Origin of the sequence: Dyadobacter diqingensis (genome assembly GCF_024220585.1) — a bacterium.
In the GTDB taxonomy this organism is placed as follows: domain Bacteria; phylum Bacteroidota; class Bacteroidia; order Cytophagales; family Spirosomataceae; genus Dyadobacter; species Dyadobacter diqingensis.
In genome coordinates this window covers 1-19,649 of record NZ_JAMXKF010000007.1, presented here as the reverse complement: position 1 = coordinate 19,649, position 19,649 = coordinate 1, and the positions used below count along the sequence as shown (strand labels likewise).

The window sequence follows — 19,649 nt, the reverse complement described above, 5'->3', positions numbered from 1 at the left end:
ATCCACTTACGATAGAAAGACCGTTTATTTTCTGTTGGCGTGGGTTCAGGATACAATTGCGTTTTAAGATCAATGAATAAATATTTAACTGCTTTCGTCGTTTTGTTTTGTCTGATTGTTTGTCATGCCCACGCGCAGGACAATATGCTCGTTTCAAACCGTACTGCGATTGTTGTCAACGCAGGATCAGTCGTTCAAAAAACCGATTCAGTTGCAGAAGGAAAAATGCTTGCTATCAAAACGAAATGGAGTTTTGGGCTGAATAGCGGTTATAGTTACCGGCTTCCCAACGCAGGAACGAGACAGAACACACAGTACTCGAAACACATGAAAAAGATGAAGTCGGGGCTTTCTGTTGGCGCTGACCTGCATCGTTATGTTTGGTCGCGTATTGGTTTGGGGTTGAAATATAATTTCTACAACAGTCGTGGAACCTACGGTACCAAGACTGCCGATGATATAAAAATCCAGTTTGTTGGCCCTTCGGTTATTTACCAATATCCTTTTCAGAATAATACAACTTCGGTACTCGCCGGTTTTGCAATGGGTTATCAGTCTTATGGGAATAAGGGTAAAGCCAATGGGCAGGATTTTAAGCTGCGCGGCAATGCCATGGGCTGGGCGATAAGTCTGGGTCTGGAACAGCGATTGAGTAATCATTTGGCTCTGAATTTAACAGGCGCATGTTATCTGGGGACTTCCTACAAATTCCGGAAAGAGAGTGGTGGTGTCACGGAAACCATCAAGTTGTCTAAGGAAAAATTCGAGGATCTGTCAAGAGCTGAAATTACACTCGGTCTTCGCTTTTTCTAATGCCCGGTTTTGTTTTATGAAAAAGTAAGGGAAAAATAGGACAAATCAGTCTTACTTGTGAAACCTTGGTCAGGGTGGTTAAAAACGGATTTTTCAACGGTAGATTGGACGTTTTTTTGCCTTACCGAACTAAGACCTTAATCTTTTTCTTTCATGAGATTTCCAGTGTAACGACTGGATACAAATCGGAGCATAATGTTAAAACCTAATCTCTTCCTATTTCTATGCGCGGTCTTCTGCTGCATATTGACTTCCAACACAATTGTTTCTGCGCAGGCAGGTAAAGCTAAAAAACCACTCGTGGTTTTTGTAACGGGCGATCACGAATATAGTGGCGAGGAGACTTTGCCCCTGATCGCGGCTGAGCTTGAAAAAAACTATGGCATGCGTACCATCGTTTTGAAAGCCTATCCCGATCACAATGCTGAAAAAGATATTCCCGGACTGGAAGCACTCAAAGATGCTGACCTCGCCGTGTTCTACCTTCGGTGGCGCCAGCTTCCCAAAGAGCAGCTTGCGCACATTGACGCGTATCTGAAATCAGGAAAGCCTGTTATGGGTTTCCGTACGACAACGCACGCTTTCAACTATCCGAAAGGTGATGAAAATGAAAAATGGAATGCATTCGGTGAGTTTGCGCTCAACGCGCCTCCGGGCTGGGGTGGCAAAGCCGCACATACCCACTACGGACATAAAAGCAGCACTGACGTTTCTGTGATTGCTGATCAGGCGAAAAATCCTATCCTGACAGGTGTTTCACCAAAATTCCATGTTCGTTCATGGCTGTATCGCGTTTTGCCGGATTATCCAACAAAAGGCTCAACATGGTTATTGATGGGTAAATCAGTCGATCCGGATAAAAAAGACGTAGAAAATCCTGTTGCCTGGACAGGAACAAACTCTTTTGGCGGAAAAGTTTTCATGACAACAATGGGGCATCCGGATGATTTCCAGCTTGAACCATTTCAACGTCTGGTAATTAACGCGATCCATTGGGAATTGGGACAAAAAGTACCAAAAAACTGGAAAGGGAAAATCGATATCAAAGTTCCTTACAGAGAAGCTAAGTAATCCGGTAACTTATTGGATTATTGTCTGTTGAGTATTAGTTAGTTCCTACACCATGGATAAAATTACCTGAAATTAAAATGACTAAACCCGCAAAAAGAAGCATCACCGGATTGCTCATCGCATTTGGACTCATGGCCATTGCTTTCAGTGCTTTCCAGTTCAGTGCATCCGAATCACTGAAAATAAGTAAAGGATCAAGGATTATTTTACTGGGTAATAACCTTGGATCAAGGATGATGAACTACGGGCATTTCGAAACAGAGATGCAGGTTCGTTATCCAGATAGTTTGTTGTTTATACGGAACATGTGTGACGGTGGTGATACCCCCGGTTTCAGACCACACGCCAGCCGGAACCTGCCTTGGGCATTTCCAGGTGCTGAGAAGTTTCAGACCGAATATGCCAAAAATTCGTCAAGTGAAGGTCATTTTGACACACCTGATCAATGGCTGACACGTCTTAAAACAGATGTGATCGTTGCCTTTTTTGGATATAACGAATCATTTCAGGGAAAAGAAGGGCTTGCCAACTACAAAGCCGAGCTTGATGCGTTTATCAAACATACTTTAAGCCAGAATTATAATGGCGTAACACCGCCACAGCTGGCTATTGTTTCGCCGATCGCCTTCGAAGATTTGTCGGCAAAATATGATCTGCCGAATGGCAAGAAGGAAAATGAGAACCTTGCGCTTTATGCAAAAGGTATGAAAGAAGTTGTCGAGCAAAACAATCGGGGCACCGACCGGGTTTTGTTCGTTGATGCTTTTACACCATCGCAAAAATGGTATGCTGAAAGTAAGCAGGATCTGACGATAGACGGCTCTCAGTTAAATGAGGAAGGATATAAGAAACTCGCTTTGCTGCTTTCCGATAATGTTTTTGGAAAAGTGAAGCCGAAGGCAGAATCCAACAGAAATCTGGTACGTGCGGCTGTGAATGAGAAAAACTGGATGTGGCATAATGACTATAAAATTCCAAACGGAGTACACGTGTATGGTCGTCGTTATAATCCGTTCGGTCCGGACAACTATCCTGCGGAAATTGAAAAAATTCGTGAAATGACGGCAATCCGCGATCAGGCGATCTGGATGGCTGCCTCGAAAGGAGAGAAGATGGACGTCGCTGCTGCTGATAAAAATACGAAACAGCTGCCTCCGGTAAAAACGAATTTCAATCCGGAGAAAAACGGAAGTCTGGAATATCTCTACGGTGAGGATGCACTTAAAAAACTTAAAGTGCCGGCTGGATATAAGATCGAGCTTTTTGCTTCGGAAGAACAGTTTCCTGATTTGGCAAAACCGATGCAGATGTCATTTGACAACAAGGGGCGCCTGTGGGTGGCAACCATGCCGAGTTACCCGCATTATAAACCGGGAGATTCAAAACCAAATGACAAAATCATCATTTTTGAAGATACCAACAACGACGGAAAGGCGGACAAACAAACGGTTTTTGCTGACGGTTTGCACCTTCCATTGGGTTTTGAAATTGCCAAAGAAGGCGTGTATGTATCGCAGGGTACAAACTTTAAAATCCTGATGGATACCGACGGCGACGGGAAGGCTGATAAGCAGGAAATCCTTTTAAGCGGATTTGATGACCACGATACGCACCACAACAGCCATGCGTTTACAGTGGATCCTTCGGGTGCTATTTATTCGGGCGAGGGTGTGTTTTTGCATACCAATGTCGAAACTTCATATGGTCCGGTAAGGGCGACAAATGGTGGTTTCTATCGCTATGCGCCACAGCTTCACAAGCTGGAACGTACAGCACAGCTTTCGATTCCAAATCCATGGGGTATTGCTTTTGATGACTGGGGACAGCCATTTTTTGCAGAAACTTCAAGTCCGGATGTGCGTTGGATGATGCCTGGATCTGTTTTGCCAAGGTATGGCGAATATACCCATAAGTCGGTGCAGCTCGTGGAAGATGCCCATCGTGTACGCCCGACGTCCGGTCTGGAATTTGTTTCAAGCCGCCATTTTCCGGATGATATTCAGGGAGATTTCCTGATCAACAACACGATCGGATTTTTGGGGATGAAAGAACATACGCTGAAAGATGACGGAACCGGTTATATCAGCAAGCATCGCGCGGATCTGGTTGTAAGTGAAGACAGGAATTTCCGTCCGGTGGATATGGAGTTTGCGCCGGATGGCTCCCTTTATCTGATCGACTGGCACAACATCCTGATTGGTCATATGCAGCACAACGCACGCGACCCATTGAGAGATCACTCACATGGAAGAATTTACAGGATTACTTATCCTTCACGACCTTTGGTGAAGCCAGCGAAAGTGGACGGCGCGAGTATTGAAGAGCTTTTGGATAACCTTAAACTACCGGAATACCGTACGCGTTACAGAACACGCCGCGAGCTGAGAGGCCGGGATGCAAACCAGGTGTTGGCTAAGCTGAACCTGTGGGTGGCTAAACTGGATAAAAAAGATCCGAGATATGAGCATCATTTGCTGGAAGGCTTGTGGGTAAGCTGGGGGTTGGATAAAGTAGATCAAAAACTCTTGAAACAAGTTTTGAAAGCGAAAGATTATCACGCACGGGCAGCTGCGGTAACGGTTGTTCGTTACACAGGACATCAGGTTCCGGATCAGGCCGCATTGCTTATGCAGGCTGCTATGGATGAGAACAGCCGTGTTCGTCTGGCGGCAATTGTGGCTGCTTCCTGGATTGGGAAGGAAAAAGGTTTGCCTATTCTGGCAGAGGCGAAGAAAAAGCCGCTGGATGACTGGTCCATTCATGCCTATCAAACGGCGGTTGCGCACCTGAACGGAGTGCCGGTTAAGAAAGAAAAAGAGACGGTTGTGAAATCTGGTCTGAAAGGTAAAGAACTTCAACTATTCAACATGGGTAAGGAGATTTATGCCAAAGAAGGATATTGCAGTACTTGCCATCAGGCTGACGGAAAAGGTTTAACGGCTTCCGGTTTCCCTCCCCTGACTGCTAACAACTGGGTCCTGGGCAACGAAGACCGGTTGATAAAACTTGCCTTGAAAGGTCTGCTTGGGCCGATAGAGGTGAGTGGCAAGAAATATCCGGGACAGGTACCAATGACGCCTTTCGGAGGATTGCTTAAAGATGATGAGGTAGCAGCGGTGCTGACTTACGTTCGTAATTCCTTTGGTAATCAGGCCAGTGCGATCTCACCTGAAAGGGTTAAAAAAGTGAGAGCGGCCACTGAGAGTAAGGTAGATTTCTATTCTCCCGACCAGTTGATTAAGGAGCATCCGATGGAAAAATAGCAATATAGGTTTTATGCAAAAATGCGGATGGCTGAATATTTCGGCCATCCGCATTTTTTTGTTACGATAAATAGAAAATTGATCGCCTTGTAAGACAGACTCATGTCGTAAATTTCCGGGCTTGGAAGCTTTTTTTAGCAGATTAAATTATGGTGGATTTTCTATATTCTGAAAGGCAAATATGAAAATAACGGGTAGATTAGTTCCGTTTTTTGCAAATTTTGCATTTTTGAGTGCCCGGATACGCATAGACATTGTTCTTGTTTTACATTTTTGACTCAGCGTAAAGACCTCAATACCCGATCCGTTTTACAATATTTTTCAAATAATAAAAAAAGGGGTAAAGTGCAGAAATGTATATCAGGCATCACTAGGAAAAAGACGGAAAAAATCGTATCTTTGTATGTTTAAAAAGCCCGTAAATGGGCTCTTTTTATCGTAGAGTAAAACAAACTATATGGCAAACGAAACAGCGATTGAAGTAAATAATTATTCAGCCGATAACATCCAGGTTCTTGAAGGGTTAGAAGCCGTACGTAAACGTCCGGCTATGTACATTGGTGACACTGGTTTTAAGGGAGTTCACCATTTGATTTGGGAAGTCGTTGATAACTCCATTGATGAAGCAATGGCTGGCTACTGCGACACCATCAACGTTACGATAGAAGAAGATAATTCCATTACTGTTCAGGATAATGGCCGGGGGATTCCTACCGGGCTCATGGCGAAAGAGAAAAAATCAGCACTTGAGGTTGTTTTAACCGTACTGCACGCTGGTGGTAAATTTGATAAAGACACTTATAAAGTTTCAGGTGGTTTGCATGGTGTGGGGGTTTCCTGCGTTAATGCGTTATCTATCCATCTCCGTGTAGAAATTCACAGAGAGGGTAAAATATTCGAACAGGAATATAGCGAAGGGAAACCTTTATATCCCGTTCGTGTGATCGGAGATTCTGAAAAAACGGGAACGTTTATTCATTTCAAGCCTGATGCTACGATCTTCACGGTAACAGAATACAAATACGAAACTGTTGCGACCCGTTTGCGTGAGCTGTCCTTTTTGAATAAAGGCATTCGTATCACGTTGCAGGACAAACGTGAACTGGATGAAAATGGCGTTCCTCGTGGTGAAGAATTCCATTCGCAAATTGGTTTGAACGAATTTGTTCTGTATCTTGAAGGTACTCGTCAGGCATTAATTCCTGAACCGATTTACATGGAAAACACCAAAGGATCGGTGCCTGTGGAAATTGCGATGATGTACAACACTTCTTACGGGGAAAATGTTTTTTCTTATGTAAACAACATTAACACCATCGAAGGTGGTACGCACGTACAGGGGTTCAGGGCTGCATTGACCAGAACACTAAAAAATTACGCAGATAAGTCGGGGGTACTGGCAAAAGAAAAAATCGAGATCAGCGGAGACGACTTCCGTGAAGGTCTGACAGCGGTTATTTCTGTTAAAGTTGCCGAGCCGCAATTTGAAGGACAAACAAAAACGAAACTTGGTAACTCCGAAGTAGTGAGTGTGGTAAGTCAGGTGGTGGCAGAAATGCTTGACACCTATCTTGCAGAACACCCTAAGGAAGCCAGGACGATTATTGATAAGGTAATTCTTGCAGCCAAAGCCCGTATCGCAGCGAAGAAGGCTCGTGAAATGGTGCAGCGTAAGAATATTTTGACGGGAACAGGATTGCCAGGAAAACTTTCAGATTGTTCTGAAACAGATCCGGCAATTTGCGAATTGTACCTTGTCGAAGGGGATTCGGCGGGTGGAACGGCTAAGCAAGGCCGTAACCGTGCATTCCAGGCGATATTACCATTGAGAGGTAAAATCCTTAATGTTGAAAAAGCACAGGAATACCGTATCTACGAAAACGAGGAGATCAAGAATATGTTCACCGCAATGGGTGTGCAGATCGGAAAAGACGGTGACGAAAGAGCGTTGAATATTGACAAACTTCGTTATCACAAAATTGTGATCATGACGGATGCGGATATTGACGGTAGTCACATTCGTACCCTGATCCTGACATTCTTCTTCCGTTACATGAAGATATTGATCGACAACGGTTATATCTACATTGCGCAGCCGCCTTTATACCTTGTTAAAAAAGGAAAAGAAGAAAGATATTGCTGGACAGAACAACAACGCGAGGAAGCAGTTAAAGCAGTTGGTAATGGACGTGAAGATCTTGTAAATATTCAGCGTTATAAAGGTTTGGGAGAAATGAATGCCGAGCAGTTGTGGAGCACAACCATGAATCCTGATGGAAGAAGCCTTAAACAAGTTTCAGTAGAGTCAGCAGCTGAGGCAGATCACTTATTTTCAATGTTAATGGGTGATGAAGTTGGGCCGCGGCGCGATTTTATTGAGAAGAATGCAAAATACGCTCGTGTAGACGTGTAAGAGTCAGCTCCCGTAGTGAGTATATAGAAACGGATGGCTGACTATGTGCAGTTGTCCGTTTTTTTATTAAATGATAACAGAAACTTCATCTTGCTGAAAACAATATATAATCAGATTCGTTGCATTTTGTGGCACACTAATGCGCGGATTGCCTAATTTTTTATTTTCATTATGCCTGACCATACCGATCCAATATCAAATCATGAAAGGAGAGGAAAACTTTCAAGTTTGTTTTCCTTCTTTAAAAACCCAAAAGAAACCCCTATGGACGACGCAAAACTGGTAAGTCCCACGGAAAAGGTGAATACTTTGGTCCAGCAGAGCGATTTCATAAGTCGTGATCTGAGCTGGCTGAAATTTAACGACCGGGTGTTGGATCAGGCAAAAAATGAGGAAAGAAACCTTTTCGACCGACTGAAATTTCTGGCCATCACGTCATCCAATCTTGATGAATTTTTTACGATCAGGCTGGGGAGTTTATACAATTATCTTGACTATGGGAAAGAGCGTGTTGACTATTCCGGATTAAGGGAAATCCCGTTCAGGAAGATGCTCATGAAAGAACTGCATGAATTTGTGCGCCTTCAGAATGAATGTTATACCAACCAGCTTCAACCACTTTTTGCACAGCACGGTTTTCGTGTGGTGGGGATGGAAGATGTTTCTGGGGATGAAACTGCCGATATTGAGGAATATTTTGAGCGGACAGTGTACCCGATGCTTACCCCGATGTTGTTTGACTATACCCATGCTTTTCCGGTGCTTCTGGCTAAGGTATTGGTATTGGGGGTAATCACGCAGGTGAAAGGGACTACTTCCGAGGAAGACCGTAAACTGTCTTTTGTACAGTTGCCGCTCAATCTGCCTCGTTTTTATGTGATTGAGCGTGAAAATGAAATTCTTTTCCTTCCAATTGAAAAAATTGTAAGAGCGCATATTTACAAGCTTTACCGCAACGTGGATATCGTTTCTACAAATCTTTTCAGGATCATCAGAAATGGTGATTTCTCATTGGAAGAGAGTGATGATATGGAGTCTGATTTCATTGATGAAATCAAACAAAAAATAAAAAATCGTCGTTTGGGGCGTGTAGTGAGTGTTTGTATTGAGCCGGATACGAATCCCGATCTTTTGAACCTGATCAAGAAACGTTGGGAAATTGATGATTACAACGTTTTCCGCGTTGAAGGTATTATTGATTATACTTCACTTTGGGCCATTGTAAAACATCCTGAATTCAAAGATCAGATTCCGCCGGTACGTGCGCCTGTGCCACCGTTGGGACTGGAAAGAGAGCGTATTCCCGATGTTTTTGAGGCAATGAAAGAAAGGGATATCCTTTTGCACCATCCTTACAATAACTTCGAGCCTGTTCTGCAATTGCTGGAACAAGCTGCGGATGACCCGAAGGTACTTTCTATAAAACTGACAATTTACCGTTTAGCTAAAAACTCACGCGTGACGGATGCGTTGCTTCGCGCCGCTGAAAATGGCAAACACGTAGCGGTTTTGTTTGAAGTAAAAGCACGGTTTGACGAAGAGAATAATATCCGTGAAGCGCAACGCCTTCAAAAAGCAGGTTGTTTTGTAATTTATGGTATCGGTCAGTTAAAAACGCATACGAAACTTTTGCTGATCGTTCGTAATGAAGGCAATAAAGTACTCCGTTATGCGCATTTGTCGAGTGGGAATTATAATGAGGATACGTCCAGATTATATACCGACACGGGGCTTTTGACTACCAATGAAGAATACACCCAGGATATCTCGGAGTTCTTTAATGTAATTACCGGACATTCAAGTCCTACTGAATATCAGAACCTGATCACCGCACCGCGTTACATGCGTAACAAGCTTATTGAGCTTATCCGCAATGAGGCCGAAAATGCGAAGGCGGGATTGCCATGCGGAATTTGTATTAAAATAAATTCGCTGGAAGATCGGGAGACAATCCAGGAGTTGTACACTGCGTCGCAGGCGGGAGTTCCCGTGCGGCTGATCGTGCGTGGTATGTGTTGTCTGCGCCCGAGAAGAAAAGGGTTAAGTGAAAATATTTCGGTGCGATCACTGGTTGGTGACTTTTTGGAACATTCCCGGATATTCTATTTCCACCAGAACGGAGAGCCTTTGGTGTACGGAGGCAGTGCTGACGCCATGGTACGCAGTTTCGACCGCCGTATCGAATCGCTGTTTAAGCTTGTGGACATCCGTGTGAAGCAGGAAGCGATTCACATTCTCTATTTCAGTTTGATGGACAATGTCAATGCCTATGAAATGCAGGAGGACGGAAGTTATGTCAAATGCAAAGAGCCTGGTGAAGAGCCGCTGAATATTCACAAAGCATTTTTTGATGTGACGCTGGAAGATGTTCTGAAAGTAAAACTGTTTGTTCCGGATCAGAAACCGGCCGACACAATCGAAGAAGATATAGCCAAACAACAACAGTCAGCGGAGCCTGAGCAGCAGGTAGCTGAGTAAGTTAATAAAGTAAAAAAGCCGTTTGAGACAATCTCAAACGGCTTTTTTACTTTATTCCTTAAAGAAAACTCTTTTAACTCTTTCACCGATTCCGGTTAATAGTTCATAAGGGATGGTGCCGATACGTGCTGCAAGGTCGGTGATCATGACCTCTTTCCCGAAGATAATAACCTCGTCGCCTTCTTCGGCCACTGCATTCGTTACATCAATCATCGTCATATCCATACAGACATTGCCGATGGTCGGGCATAATGTGCCATTGACCCAAACGTGCCCAACGCCGTTCCCGAGGCCTCTGTCATAACCATCGGCATAACCGATAGCGAGCGTCGCAATAGCGGAATCGTGTTCGATGTGACCACGTCTGCTATAACCCACGGTTTCACCTGCTGCCAGGTATTTGATCTGCGAGATAACGGTTTTGAGTGTCCCGACAGACTGTAAAAATTTTTGCTGCTGTCCCGTGGCTTCTACTCCGTACAAGCCAATTCCCAGCCTGACCATGTCGAGTTTAAATTCAGGGAAACGGACGATGCCGGCCGAATTTAGTATATGCCGCGTGATCTTATAGCCGAGCACGTCCTGAATAAGGGTTGATCCTTTTATAAAACGCTCGTATTGAAGCTGAGAAAAACTGTTGTGCACACCTTCATCTGCACCCACCAAATGACTGAAAATTGTCGAAACGCGGATGGACGGGTTATTCGTCAGCTGTTGCGTAAGCCATTCATAATCGTCCTCCACAAATCCCAGGCGGTGCATGCCGGTGTCCAGTTTCAAATGAACAGATGGAATGTCGGCAGAATTGTTTTTACGGTTCACAAATTCAATCCAGTCTGTCATCATCCGGCGGCTGTAAATTTCCGGCTCCAGATGATATTGAAGAAGTGTATCGAAAGTGGGTGCGGTGGAATTCATCACCATAATCGGTAAGGTGATCCCGCTTTGGCGCAGCGAAACACCCTCGTCGGCATAGGCCACACCCAAATAATCCACCCGATGGTATTGCAGTAAACTCGCGACTTCCGAACTTCCGCTGCCATAAGCAAAAGCCTTTACCATGACCATAATTTTCGTGTCAGAACCAATTTTAGTCCTGTAAAAATTAAGATTATTGGTTAACGCATCCAGGTTAATTTCCAATACCGTCCCGTGTACTTTCTGCTGAAGACGGTGTACGATTTTTTCAAACGAAAACGGTCTGGCGCCTTTGACAAGGATAAGGCTGTTGTTCAGGGAATTAAATGGGAAATCTTTCAGGAATGAATTGGTGTCCTCATAAAAGTCTTTCTCCGGCATATCAAACTGAGCGATTTGTCTGCTCATTTCCGGTCCTATACCCACCAACCTGTCAATTTTCTTTTCTCGCAGGAGCTGGGAGATCACGCCGTAAAGTTCTGCCGGTACCTGTCCTGTCTGAAGGACGTCGGATAAAATAACAGTCTTGTGCGTTCTTTGCTCCTGTTGTGTCAGGAAGTTCAGCGCCATGGTGAGCCCCTGAAGGTCATTGTTGTAGGTGTCGTCAATAACGTAACAGTTATTGATACCTTCCTTCAATTCCAGACGCATGGAAACCGGGCGAAGCATCAGAATCCGCTCCTGAATGACCGGCGCCGCAAGCCCGAAATCCAGCAGAAACAAAATGCAATTGGTAAGGTTTTCCAGTGAAGCCTCGTCGCGGAACGGGGTTTCAAAACTCATTTCTCCGAACAATCCGGACAGTTTTATCTGTGTTTTATCTTTCCGCGAATCATATGAGACGTTGACTGCCGCGTCAGATCTGCTTCCCCAGCTGATGGTTTTCAGGAACGGGTTAACCGGGCGGAGTATTAGTTTTATTTCTTCATCAACTTCTGTGTAGTCTTTGCAGTAAATCAGGGTTTTGACTTTGGTGAAAAGACGGAGTTTTTCCGTGATTTTTTGTTTACGGCTCCTGAAACCGTCATCATGTGCTGAGCCGATGTTGGTAAAGATTCCAACGGTAGGACGGATGACGGTCTGAAGATATTCCATTTCGTGCGCACGGGAAATCCCCGCCTCAAAAATGGCCAGTGTATGCTCTTTTTTTAAGTTCCAGACCGAAAGCGGTACACCAATTTGCGAGTTATAACTTTTGGGACTGGCAATAACCCTTTCGCCCGGCGCGGTTAACTGCGCCAGCCATTCCTTGATGATTGTTTTCCCGTTGCTGCCTACAATACCCAGAACCGGTATAGAAAACTGGCTGCGATGCGCCGCTACAATTTTCTGCAATGCCCTGATACTGGAAAAAACCGTCCAGACTGTCGCATTTTGCCAGGTTTCGATCTCGGCGCGCAGTGCATCGTTCAGTGAAGTTTCTTCAATCACAAACTCCCTTACGCCTTTGTTATAGAGTTCTTTGAGGAACTGGTGCCCGTCATGGCGTTCCCCTTTGATGGCAAAAAAGATACTTTGTTCAGGAAATGAGAGTTGGCGGCTATCGGTGAGCAGGTAGGTCGCTTTGGTTTCTATGGATGCGGTACTATTTTCGGTCAGAATCATTCCAGTAATATTTGCAAAGCGCAAAGGTATTAAAGAATGATGTTTTTGTGAGGTATTTTTATATATTCTGAATGACCTGAAAGGCCTGCCGATTTATCTGTGTAAAGTAAATTAATCAGCGGCCGAGGGCTACATCCATTTTTTTAATTTAAAATACAGGATCATACCGATGGTTACGATAATCATCACGCCCCAGGTGTAGAAGTATCCGTTGTGATGTCTCAATTCCGGCATATTGTCGAAGTTCATTCCATACACGCCCACAATAAAAGTCAGGGGCATAAAAATCGCTGAAAAAATCGTCAGGGTTTTCATCACCGCATTCATACGGTTGCTGATGGTAGAGAGGTGTACGTCCGCCAAGCTGGCCAGCAATTCACGGTAAGAATCGATGGTATCCACCGCCTGCATGGTGTGATCATACAAGTCGCGGTAGTAAGGGACAACATCCTTGCTGATCAGTGAATTATCCTCACGGATGAGCTGATTGATCATGTCCCGCAGCGGCCAGATCGCCCTGCGAACAAAAGTAAGCTCACGTTTTAATCCGTATAAGTCGTTGAGAGAGTGTTTTTTTGATCCGCTGATAATACTTTCCTCAATGGTGTCGAGCTTTTCTCCGAATTTTTCCAGTACCAGAAAATAATTATCAACGATGATATCCATCAGGGCAAAAACGAGATAATCCGTTCCGTTCCTGCGCGTTTTACCAACGGATGCTTTTAACCTATCGATAACAGGGTTGAAAATATCATCGGACCGCTCTTCCTGAAAAGAGATCAGATAATCATTGCCTGCTACGAAACTGACATGTTCCGCTGAAATTTCCAGCGGCTCTTCTGAGTCCACATGGAGCATTTTAAGCGTTAAAAAGATATAACTCGAGTCATAAACTTCCAGTTTCGGCTTATGTTCCGTATTGACAATATCTTCGAGAATAAGCGGGTGCAGATGATAGATCTGCCCGATTTTCCCGATTAATGAAGTTTCATGGATGCCATCTACATCCAGCCAGGTAATATGTGGTTCAAGTGTCGTATTAATCGAACACTCGGCAAGACTGGTAACCGCTTCGTTTGTGTAAAACTTCTCATTATACTGAAGCTTGCGAACTTTTGTTTTTAACTGGATATCCGGTCCAATGTACGTTAGTGTACCCGGTGATGTTAGCAAGTTTTCACGCTTCGGACGATGTTTCCTTTTCGACATGCGATTAAGTCAGACGATATTACCTGGTTGGATGATCAATTTTTCTACCAAATTATTCGCTAAGATGGTAAATTAGTAACGGAACATGCGTATCCACGACAAGTTTTTTGGTAAGGCTCGGGTTGATCAGGAATTCCTCAATGAAGGAACGTTCGCGTGTTGACATGATTAACAAATCCGCGTGGATCTCGTCGCAATAACTTTCGATACCATCCAGCACATTTTTGGCACTTCTGAAAACGACCGTATCATCGCTGATCACAAATTCCTGTTTGATTTCACTCAGATACTGGTTATCAGGCTGTATGTTGGGCTGATGTGCCGCATCGACTTTTAACAATGTCAACTTGCTTCCCAGCCGGTTCATCAATACGAAAACTTCCCGCAACACATCATTTTCTGAGTATTCCAGCTGTGTGGCATAAACCACCTCACTGAATTTTTTTGGTTCTGCCTGTGGCGGGATAATCAATACCGGGCAAGGTGAATGCAAAGCTATATGCGTGGCACTGCTGCCGATCAGTTTATCAAAAAATCCGCCGGTCCCGGTTCTTCCCGTGACGATCAGGTCGGGTTTGTAATCTTCAATGGCATCTTCAACGGCCGACTGAACACCACCTACCGTCCAGACGGCCTCGGTTTTATAACCTTCGGCAGCAATGGTCGACACATATTCATCCAGCTGGTTGCGGAAACTGCTTTCCAGATCACCGGCCAGAGAAGAATAGTCCGGCGAGCCGATTCCGGGTAACACACTGCCAGGCATCACACTCACATCCGGGATGTAAGGCTGGTAAGCGTGCAGGATGATAAGTTCGGTTGTTTTTTTATCTGCAATGATTTTTGCTGCGGCCAGGGCGCGCTCAGCATTTTCGGAAAAATCGATGGGGATTAATATCCTGTTCATAATCGTCTCAGTTTGTTGGCATTTTGAATATTCCAATATTACTTCAATAGTTCTTACAACGTGTGATGAAATTGTAAAGAATAGTGCCAAACGGCTATGATTTTAGTCATGTTTTATTCGTATTTGCGCCAGAAGCCCAGAATAAATCCGGTAATGCTGTATACGACAACGCTTACCCCTCCGTCGATCAGTGAAAGTTCAAGCGGGCGCATCGAAAACATATCTTTTACGATGGTTTCAAAGAGAATAAAAACGATACCGAAAAGTAACCCAACCAGAAATCCCGTAAAACCGGATTTGATCGGAATTTTTGTAAAAACCCAGGCTATGCTGTAAGCCATAAAGGAAGTGGACACAATACTGGCAAGATAGGGGACAGGACTTGTCGCCGCTTCCAGCTGCTGTTTGTTGAATCCATTCAGGGCAATCCATTGTTCGGAAAAGAAGTTGTACCATAAAGCAGGTATGATTTGTCCAATCACCACGCAAACCAATACAGCCCAAAGATTGACGGATTGTTTTCTCATGTCAGAGTGTTTTGTTCAGTCATCAAAAGGGATTCCCGGGGCCAGATATAAATACCCGGAGAATCAATTGTCTTCTTATTGTAACGGTTTAAGAAAGTCAATATTTCTTTTTAAACCTTCATACTTCGTCCGCTTGAGAGGCGAGCGCCTGAATAGTTCACGGAAAACTTCTTCAGTAATTTCTTCCCAGTCGCTTTTTTTGAATGCGCCTAACTCCTGAGACAGAGAGAACTCGGGTGTTTTTGAAGGCTGGGAAAATCGGTTCCATGGGCAAACATCCTGGCAGATATCACAACCGAAAATCCAGTTGTTAAATTTTCCTTTGGCATCTTCCGGAATGGCGTCTTTTAGTTCAATCGTATAATAACTGATGCACTTGCTGCCATCAACCACATAAGGTTCTGTGATCGCGTCGGTGGGGCAGGCATCAATACAACGGGTGCAGGTTCCGCAGTAGTCTTTGACGGGACCGTCATAAGCAAGTTTCAGGTCGCAGATGATTTCGCCGATAAAGAAAAAACTGCCCATATCGCGGTTTAACAAGTTGGAATGACGGCCAACCCAGCCGAGACCGCTTTTCGCAGCCCAGACTTTATCCATTACGGGAGCAGAATCTACAAAAATACGCCCATTGACCTCACCGATTTCCTCCTGAATGGCTTCCAGCAATAACTGAAGTTTTTCTTTCAGTACAAAATGGTAATCTTTTCCGTAAGCGTATTTTGAAAGTTTCAGATCTTCCGGGCCTTCGGGAAGCCGCTCGGAAGGGTAATAATTGAGCAGCACGGAGATGACACATTGCGCTCCGTCAACCAGTTTTCGGGGATCGAGCCTTTTGTCAAAATGATTGGCCATGTAGCCCATCGCTCCGTTATAATTACGATCCAGCCAGTTTTCCAGTCTGGGCGCTTCTGCTTCGAGAAACTCGGCTTTGGAAATTCCGCAAAAATCGAAACCAATTTCGGCTGCTTTCGATTTAATAAACTGGCTTCGTTCCGTGCGTATGAGATCCTCTGTAGTCATACTGCAAAGTTACGAAATGCTTTGGGAATGTCATCTTGTCAGTTTTTTTGCGCTGGCAAAGTAATTTAGTATACCCTGGTAGATGAAAATTCATGCAGGTGAAAGAAAACTATGCCGAAAAATACAGAAGACAACATAGATAAGGACATGGAAAACCAAGTAAATGAGGATGCCAAAGCAGTAAATACTGACAATGTGGTAAATGAAGAACAAAAAGTTGCAGAAAATGGCCTCCCAATGGACAATGCTGGTGAAGTAATCGGTGAAATTGAAGAAACAGATCCGGCAGAAGCACATAAATCAGAAGTTGCAGAATTGAAAGATAAATATCTTCGTCTGTATGCTGACTTTGAAAATTTCCGCAGACGCACTGCCAAAGAAAAACTGGAAATGATTTCGGGCGCTAGTGCTGACGTAATAAAATCTGTTTTGCCAATCGTTGATGATTTTGAGCGTGCCAAGGTTTCATTTGATTCTTCAACAGAAATCGAAGCATTAAAGGAAGGTGTGGATCTGATTTATTCCAAATTATACAAAACCCTGGAAGCAAAAGGTTTGAAACCGATGCAGTCTAAAGGTGAAGTATTTGATGCTGAAATCCACGAATCCATCGCTCAGTTCCCGGCCCCGACAGAAGACCTGAAAGGAAAGGTTATCGACGAAATCGAAAAAGGATATTATCTGAATGATAAAGTGATTCGCTACGCCAAAGTAATTGTTGGCGCGTAATCAAATGATCAATAAATAATGGTAATGTATGCTGTAACGGACATCCATTATTAAATTTTACTGCGGTAAAGACTGCATACATTACTCATTGTAAATCAAAAAATGGCAAAGAAAAGAGATTATTACGAAATTCTTGGGGTGGATCGTGGCGCTGCTGCGGACGAGATCAAGAAGGCTTACCGCAAGCTTGCGATTAAGTTTCACCCTGATAAAAACCCTGACGATCCGACGGCGGAGGATAAGTTCAAAGAAGCTGCTGAGGCTTACAGCATCCTGAGTGATGAAAACAAACGTCAGCGTTATGACCAGTTTGGTCACGCCGGTGTGGGCAACGGAGGCGGTGGCGCCGGAGCTGGTGGTTTTGGCGGAGGATTTTCAATGGATGATATTTTCTCTCAGTTCGGCGATATTTTCGGAGGCGACAGCAGTCCTTTCGGTGATATTTTTGGCCGTGCAGGCGGTGGAAATGGTCGCAGAGTTCGTCGTGGTTCCGATTTACGTATTAAGCTGAAACTTAATCTTGAAGAAGTTGCCAACGGTGTTGAGAAAAAAATAAAGGTAAAACGTCATGTAAGCTGTAATACCTGTGGCGGCAATGGTGCGAAACATGGTACGGCGTTAACGACCTGTACGGGTTGTAACGGAACGGGCCAGGTGCGTAAAGTTGTGAGTACAATGTTAGGACAAATGGTATCTACCACAACTTGTCCGACTTGTAACGGTGATGGTAAAATTATCAGCGAACGTTGCGATTCCTGTGCGGGAGAAGGGCGTTTGTTACAGGACGATCTGATTACGCTGAACATTCCGGGTGGTGTGGCAGAAGGTATGCAGCTTTCGATGTCAGGCAAAGGAAATGTTCCTTCAAGAGGCGGAGTTGCCGGCGATTTGCTGATTGTGATTGAAGAAGAAGAAGATCCGAATCTTAAACGGGATGGCAATAATGTGGTGTTTGACATGCACATGAGCTTCATCGATGCGGCTTTGGGAACTTCAACTGAAATTCCAACGATTGACGGAAAAGCAAGGATCAATATTGAACCTGGTACGCAGGCAGGAAAAATCCTTCGTCTGAAAGGTAAAGGAATCAAGGATCTTAACGGTTATGGCAAAGGAGATCAGCTGGTGCATATCAGCGTGTGGACGCCTCAGCAATTGTCATCTGACGAGCGCGAGACGTTGGAATCGCTTCGGAATTCTCCGAATTTCCAGCCAAAACCAGGTAAAAATGAGAAAGGATTTTTCGACAAAATGAAAGATTTCTTTCATTGATCTGTTGAGGAAGAGGATATAGAAACGAGCTGGTTCAGTAATGGATCAGCTCGTTTTGTTTTTTAACCTAAATGTAACCTCAAATCGCGATGATAGTCGTTTGCCTGTCTTAACTTTGCCACCAGATTAATAAAACGATATATGAAATTTGATACGATAAAGGTGGCCGCGATTGGTTTCGCTATACTTTGTTCAGGGATGGAAATGCAGGCGCAAAACAAAACAACGGAGTTGACTTTTGCTACGTATAACGTAAGCATGGAGGCCGAAAATTATGTGAAAAAAGGTACGACGGGTATTTCCGAGGAGGTGCTGATCAAGGAACTTGCTTCCGGCAATAATGCGCAGATCAAAAATATAGCCCGAATTATCCAGACGGTGAGGCCGGATGTGATCCTTTTAAACGAATTTGATTACATCAAGGATCCGAAGGACGGTGTCTTGCAATTTATTAAGGGATATCTTGAAAAGGGCGATAACGGGATCAAAGGAATTACTTATCCTTATCATTATTACGGGACGGTGAACACCGGGCAGCCAAGTCCTTATGATCTGGATAACAACGGGGTGGCGAGCAAAACCGGTGCAGATGCCTGGGGTTTTGGCCTGTATCCCGGGCAGTATGCGATGATGTTATTGTCAAAATACCCGATTGATCTGGCCAATGTACGCACCTTCCAGCATTTCAAATGGAAGGATATGCCCGGCGCGCTGAAAACAGTTAAAGCCGACGGGACCGACTGGTACAGTGCAGAGGCCTGGGCCAGTTTCCCCCTGTCTTCGAAATCGCATTGGGATGTTCCGGTACTTGTGGGTGGTAAAACGATCCATGTTCTGGCCAGTCACCCGACACCACCGTCGTTTGACGGAGCAGAAGACCGTAATGGAAAAAGGAATCATGATGAGATCCGGTTCTGGAAAGATTATATCAGTGACTCGGGAAATGAATACATCTACGACGACAAAGGAAAGAAAGGCGGACTGATCAAAAATGCGTCGTTTGTTATCATGGGGGATCAGAATGCTTCCCCGGTTGAAGGAAACGCTGTGGCAGAAGGCATAAAATCTTTGCTGGCCAGTCCGAAAATAAATAGCGAAAATGCACCTGCCAGTAAGGGAGGGGCTGAGCATACACCGAATAATCCGTTTGCCAAAAATCATACGGCGTTCTGGAGGATGCGGGCAGATTATGTCCTGCCGTCGAAACTTGGGTTCAGATTTTTAGATAACGGGGTTTTCTGGCCGGCCAAGGGCGAGCCATTATCCGAGCTGGTCGAAAAAAGAGAATCCAGTTCTGACCACCGGCTGGTTTGGCTGAAAGTGAAATTGGAATAAAAAAAGAGGGTGTCTCAAAACTATGGTGAGGCACCCTCTTTATTTTATGTGAATAATTTCTGGAAAAGTGAGTTTGGGTTTATAGA

The 19,649-nt window shown here is 44.4% G+C and carries 13 protein-coding genes; 8 read left to right on the top strand and 5 right to left on the bottom strand.

The window, feature by feature from the left end; genetic code table 11:
• Nucleotides 1-72 precede the first annotated feature (72 nt).
• From M1L62_RS18675 to ppk1, 5 genes are all read left to right on the top strand, one after another.
• Nucleotides 73-813, top strand: coding sequence for an outer membrane beta-barrel protein (locus tag M1L62_RS18675; protein ID WP_254561140.1), 741 nt, complete (start codon nt 73-75; stop codon nt 811-813).
• A 192-nt stretch (nt 814-1,005) separates the two neighbouring features.
• Nucleotides 1,006-1,884 (top strand): ThuA domain-containing protein, encoded by an 879-nt coding sequence (locus M1L62_RS18670; protein WP_374760311.1) that lies wholly within the window; start codon nt 1,006-1,008, stop codon nt 1,882-1,884.
• A 77-nt stretch (nt 1,885-1,961) separates the two neighbouring features.
• Nucleotides 1,962-5,147 (top strand): PVC-type heme-binding CxxCH protein, encoded by a 3,186-nt coding sequence (locus M1L62_RS18665; RefSeq protein ID WP_254561138.1) that lies wholly within the window; start codon nt 1,962-1,964, stop codon nt 5,145-5,147.
• A 457-nt stretch (nt 5,148-5,604) separates the two neighbouring features.
• Complete coding sequence (gyrB, locus tag M1L62_RS18660) at nt 5,605-7,560, top strand: DNA topoisomerase (ATP-hydrolyzing) subunit B (protein ID WP_254561137.1); 1,956 nt, start codon at nt 5,605-5,607, stop codon at nt 7,558-7,560.
• Between the two features lie 264 nt (nt 7,561-7,824).
• Complete coding sequence (ppk1, locus tag M1L62_RS18655; protein WP_254561136.1) at nt 7,825-10,038, top strand: polyphosphate kinase 1; 2,214 nt, start codon at nt 7,825-7,827, stop codon at nt 10,036-10,038.
• A gap of 51 nt (nt 10,039-10,089) precedes the next feature.
• Here ppk1 and M1L62_RS18650 read toward each other — a convergent pair whose 3' ends face one another.
• The 5 genes from M1L62_RS18650 to queG all read right to left on the bottom strand — a co-directional run bounded on the left by M1L62_RS18650 (nt 10,090) and on the right by queG (nt 16,227).
• Nucleotides 10,090-12,570, bottom strand: coding sequence for a bifunctional UDP-N-acetylmuramoyl-tripeptide:D-alanyl-D-alanine ligase/alanine racemase (locus tag M1L62_RS18650; RefSeq protein ID WP_310589991.1), 2,481 nt, complete (start codon nt 12,568-12,570; stop codon nt 10,090-10,092).
• A 120-nt stretch (nt 12,571-12,690) separates the two neighbouring features.
• Nucleotides 12,691-13,770, bottom strand: a complete 1,080-nt coding sequence (gene corA, locus M1L62_RS18645; RefSeq protein WP_254561134.1) for a magnesium/cobalt transporter CorA — start codon at nt 13,768-13,770, stop codon at nt 12,691-12,693.
• Nucleotides 13,771-13,822: 52 nt separating this feature from the next.
• On the bottom strand, nt 13,823-14,677 hold the full coding sequence (locus tag M1L62_RS18640) for a universal stress protein (protein ID WP_254561133.1): 855 nt from the start codon (nt 14,675-14,677) through the stop codon (nt 13,823-13,825).
• 113 nt (nt 14,678-14,790) lie between these two features.
• The gene (locus M1L62_RS18635; protein ID WP_254561132.1) at nt 14,791-15,204 is read right to left on the bottom strand and encodes a DUF1761 domain-containing protein; all 414 of its coding nucleotides are present in this window, start codon (nt 15,202-15,204) and stop codon (nt 14,791-14,793) included.
• A 75-nt stretch (nt 15,205-15,279) separates the two neighbouring features.
• Nucleotides 15,280-16,227: a tRNA epoxyqueuosine(34) reductase QueG gene (queG, locus tag M1L62_RS18630; protein ID WP_254561131.1), complete on the bottom strand. Its 948-nt coding sequence runs from the start codon at nt 16,225-16,227 to the stop codon at nt 15,280-15,282.
• Between the two features lie 147 nt (nt 16,228-16,374).
• Between queG and M1L62_RS18625 the strand changes: the two genes are divergently transcribed.
• The 3 genes from M1L62_RS18625 (at nt 16,375) to M1L62_RS18615 (ending at nt 19,563) form a co-directional block, all read left to right on the top strand.
• Nucleotides 16,375-16,956, top strand: coding sequence for a nucleotide exchange factor GrpE (locus M1L62_RS18625; protein ID WP_254561130.1), 582 nt, complete (start codon nt 16,375-16,377; stop codon nt 16,954-16,956).
• Between the two features lie 102 nt (nt 16,957-17,058).
• Nucleotides 17,059-18,228 carry a molecular chaperone DnaJ gene (gene dnaJ, locus M1L62_RS18620; protein ID WP_254561129.1) on the top strand — a complete coding sequence of 390 codons (1,170 nt, stop codon included), beginning with the start codon at nt 17,059-17,061 and terminating at the stop codon, nt 18,226-18,228.
• Nucleotides 18,229-18,369: 141 nt separating this feature from the next.
• Complete coding sequence (locus tag M1L62_RS18615; RefSeq protein ID WP_254561128.1) at nt 18,370-19,563, top strand: endonuclease/exonuclease/phosphatase family protein; 1,194 nt, start codon at nt 18,370-18,372, stop codon at nt 19,561-19,563.
• Nucleotides 19,564-19,649: the final 86 nt, after the last annotated feature.

What these genes read in the sequence shown, in the direction of transcription:
- M1L62_RS18675 (WP_254561140.1), top strand. Translation starts at nt 73, where the DNA reads ATGAATAAATATTTAACTGCTTTCGTCGTTTTGTTTTGTCTGATTGTT.
- M1L62_RS18665 (WP_254561138.1), top strand. Translation starts at nt 1,962, where the DNA reads ATGACTAAACCCGCAAAAAGAAGCATCACCGGATTGCTCATCGCATTT.
- gyrB (WP_254561137.1), top strand. Translation starts at nt 5,605, where the DNA reads ATGGCAAACGAAACAGCGATTGAAGTAAATAATTATTCAGCCGATAAC.
- ppk1 (WP_254561136.1), top strand. Translation starts at nt 7,825, where the DNA reads ATGGACGACGCAAAACTGGTAAGTCCCACGGAAAAGGTGAATACTTTG.
- corA (WP_254561134.1), bottom strand. Translation starts at nt 13,770, where the DNA reads ATGTCGAAAAGGAAACATCGTCCGAAGCGTGAAAACTTGCTAACATCA.
- M1L62_RS18640 (WP_254561133.1), bottom strand. Translation starts at nt 14,677, where the DNA reads ATGAACAGGATATTAATCCCCATCGATTTTTCCGAAAATGCTGAGCGC.
- M1L62_RS18635 (WP_254561132.1), bottom strand. Translation starts at nt 15,204, where the DNA reads ATGAGAAAACAATCCGTCAATCTTTGGGCTGTATTGGTTTGCGTGGTG.
- queG (WP_254561131.1), bottom strand. Translation starts at nt 16,227, where the DNA reads ATGACTACAGAGGATCTCATACGCACGGAACGAAGCCAGTTTATTAAA.
- M1L62_RS18625 (WP_254561130.1), top strand. Translation starts at nt 16,375, where the DNA reads ATGGAAAACCAAGTAAATGAGGATGCCAAAGCAGTAAATACTGACAAT.
- dnaJ (WP_254561129.1), top strand. Translation starts at nt 17,059, where the DNA reads ATGGCAAAGAAAAGAGATTATTACGAAATTCTTGGGGTGGATCGTGGC.
- M1L62_RS18615 (WP_254561128.1), top strand. Translation starts at nt 18,370, where the DNA reads ATGAAATTTGATACGATAAAGGTGGCCGCGATTGGTTTCGCTATACTT.